Annotated in this window: 2 protein-coding genes; both read right to left on the reverse strand. The window is 43.8% G+C overall.

The window, feature by feature from the left end; genetic code table 11:
• Nucleotides 1-493 precede the first annotated feature (493 nt).
• On the reverse strand, nt 494-1,612 hold the full coding sequence (locus GX419_13360; protein ID NLI25684.1) for a family 16 glycosylhydrolase: 1,119 nt from the start codon (nt 1,610-1,612) through the stop codon (nt 494-496).
• A gap of 37 nt (nt 1,613-1,649) precedes the next feature.
• A complete protein-coding gene (locus GX419_13365; GenBank protein ID NLI25685.1) occupies nt 1,650-2,843 on the reverse strand; it encodes a carbohydrate kinase family protein in 1,194 nt (397 codons plus the stop codon).
• Between the last annotated feature and the right edge of the window lie 603 nt (nt 2,844-3,446).

Genomic DNA, 3,446 nt, shown 5'->3' on the forward strand with positions numbered 1-3,446 from the left:
CAAAAACATTTAAAGATACCATTGATAACGAGGATAACTCTTTAAAGAGTTATCTCCCGTTATCAACGGTAAATCATCTTAATAAAAAAAGAATAAAAATTATTAATAAAACGGTCAACGTTATTTAGGCATTGACTACCGGAAAATCTCAAATCAAAAATCACAAATCACAAATTGGCCTTAAACACCCGAAACGCTGGAATAATGGAACATTGAAACCCTGGAACATTGGAACCTCATTATTGGGAAATCGGAAATCACTGAAAATTTCCTATTTCCTATTTCCAATTTCCTCTACGAGATCACGCTATGAAAACCAGAACACGTTAATTGGAAATGGGAAATCGGAAATCGGAAATCCTCATTAATGGGAAATCGGAAATCAGAAATCCTTGAAACTCTGGAACTCTGGAACCCTGAAACCATTAGAACTCTGAAAATCAGAACTTTGAACCAAATAAACTGGTGCATGCCGGAATGGCCGGAACAATAGCTACTGATAAACCCTGATGTAATCAACAACCATTTGCTGCGGAAAGGAAGTGGTTTCATCAGGATTCCCCGGCCAGTTGCCGCCCACAGCTACATTGAAAATATAAAACTGCGGCAGGTTCCAGGGAAAAGCACTCAGATCCCGGCTGTTCACCTCAAAAAACTTCTGTCCGTCAACATACCACTTCATGTGATTGGGCTGCCATACCAGGCTGAAAATATGGTATCCCAAGCTGAAGGTACCGGACGAAAGCATATAACTGCTTCCGGTATACTGATGCCCGTTTTTGTCGTAATGCACTGTACCGTAAACTTTATTGGGCTGCTGCCCGAGCAGTTCCATGATATCAATTTCGCCGCATTTGGGCCAGCCTACTGTGGAAATATTGTTTCCCAGCATCCAGAGGGCCGGCCATATACCCTTGCCTTCCGGCAGAATAGCTCTGATTTCCGTCTTGCCGTATGTAAAGGTGCGCTTGTTCTGCGTGGTAATGCGGCCGGATGTATAAGTACTTCCGTCTTTGATTGCCTTGATAATCAGATTCCCGTTTTCAATAAACACATTCGCAGTTGAATTGGTATATATTTCCAGTTCGTTGTTTCCCCAACCGTTATTGTTTCCCAGTTCGTAATTCCAGTTGTCTGTATTGAGCCCGCTTCCTTCAAATTCATCGCTCCAGGCAAGGCGCGCATAGTCGGTATTGACAATCGTCACAGGGACAATGAATGGCTGTAAAACGGCTCCTTCCGCTCTGGTAATATGGACAGAAAAAGCGGCATCCTCGGTTCTGGAAGGATTGGGGATAATGGTAACCGGCAAATTGGCACGAACCTTTCCTCTGGGGATGGTGACAAAAGAATCCACTGCCATATAATCCGTTCCGGCCAATGCCGTAATATCGGAAGTAGAATAGTAAATTTTCACAGTCTTATCGGCCGATGCAGAAATTTCAACAGGAACATACACTGTACCGCTCATATCATCTTCATAGATAGAAAAAGTTCCTGAAGTTGCAACCACATCGGGCAAAGGACCTGTCTCTTTTGTGCAAAGAGCTGCAGCAAATAACAGAAAGATTAAGGGCAATGCCAGCCAGCGAAAGGAAATTTCCGGTTTCATGGTATTTTCATTTACTGTAAAGTTACTTCAGGTTTTTTTAGTTCACAGAGGCTTCTTTCCGAAAAATATTCTTTTCCGCATCCCATATCCATGGTTTATTTACAGAAGAAACCATAAGGTGCTCCCACCCTTCTGCAATTTTCCCTGCAATTTCGTCAATGGATTTCAATCCGCTCAGGGAATCATATACCGAGGCTGTAAGGGCACCGGCACCGCAGGCATTTCGTACCGCATCTTCAGGGGTAAAGCCTTTAAGCAATGACACAAGAAAGGCCGCAACTGCCGAATCCCCGCAACCGGTAGTTGACGCCACCTTCTCAATGCGGAAAGCCGGGGCCAGGATTTCTTTATTGGACCAGTCTTTTGCATTTTCAGGTCTGGCCTTTCCCGTGTGAACAATTTTATCTTCGGTGCCGGTTTTAAGGTAACACCCCATAAGGCCGCACTTCACAAAAGCCATTGCACAACCCATGCCGGTAAGAATTTCTCCTACCTTGGGCAAATGCGCCGGATCGTATAACTCAATGAAATCAGCTTTCCGGTTCTTTTCCCTGAAGTACCTGTAATCTTCGGGCAATGCCATATAAAGTGCCTCTTCCAGACTGGGACAGAATATATCAACATAAGGCAGCACCTCCCGGAGAATGCTCTTCCAGTCGAGTTTTCCCGACTCAGAAGACGGATCAGGCAGGGTGCAGTCGAGGGATGTGGTGACGCCCAGATCCTTTGCCCTTCGGAAGATTTTCACAAGTTCCCGGCCATTATTCTGATACAGGGAACGCATCAGCGGAGGATAGCCAAAATGAAAAAGCCTTGCATGTGCCACTGCCTCGTAATCAATATCATCGGACGAAAAGGTATTGTTGGCCCCTGGGTCGTGAAGAAAAATCCTGTCAATACCCCGGGGGGCAATAACAACCGAATACGATGTGCTGGCGGTCTTGTCAACGAGGACGCCCTGCTCCATTCCATGGTTCCTCAGAATGCTCAGGATGACCTCGCCAAAAAGATCCTGCCCAATTTTTCCTCTCAGAAGCGTGGGAATGCCAAGGATCTGAACGGCAATTCCTGTATTGGGAACGCTCCCGCCGGTATGGATGGAAGGTTTTCCTACATTGATCAGCTTGCCTGGATGGAATAACTGGTCGAACGATTCATTTCCCTGGTTCAGAAAGGCAGGGGTAATGTCAAGACAAATATGTCCTGCCGCAATAACGTCAAATTTCTGCATGGTACATTTTCTGAAATGTCCTCTGTTTCAAAAATAGTACAAAATTTTATGCCGTTCGCCATTTGCAATAGGCTTTACGCTATTATCTATCCTAAACTTAAAAATCTCAAATCACAACTCAAAAATCACACTTCACAAATTGAACCCCGAAACACTGGAACCCTGGAACGCTGGAACTTTGGAACCTTGGAACCCAGAAACTGAGCGTAAAGCGCAGAGCGTAAAGCGTAAAGAAATGGCGCTCATCAGTTTATTCTCCGCTTAACGTTCTACCCAATTGTTTACTCGAAACTAGAAAATCAAAAATCAAAAATCAAAACTCACAAATCACAAATACCAAACCACAAACCCTGTGCGCAAAGCCCAAATCGAAATCAACAATCGATGAACGAAAGATTTGTGATTCGAGATTTCTGATTTCTGATTTCTGATTCCTTTGATCCCGAACGAAAACAAATTAAATTGTCAGTGCCTGAAATAAGTTGACCGAAAAAAAGTTAACAATATGAAAAAAGTAGTATGTTTTGATCATGAAGCCAGAGCTAGTTATAACAGGCATTTCAGTGATGATTTCAAGAAAAAGAAAGTCAGAGAATTAGAACG

Source organism: Bacteroidales bacterium (assembly GCA_012517825.1).
GTDB lineage: Bacteria > Bacteroidota > Bacteroidia > Bacteroidales > JAAYUG01 > JAAYUG01.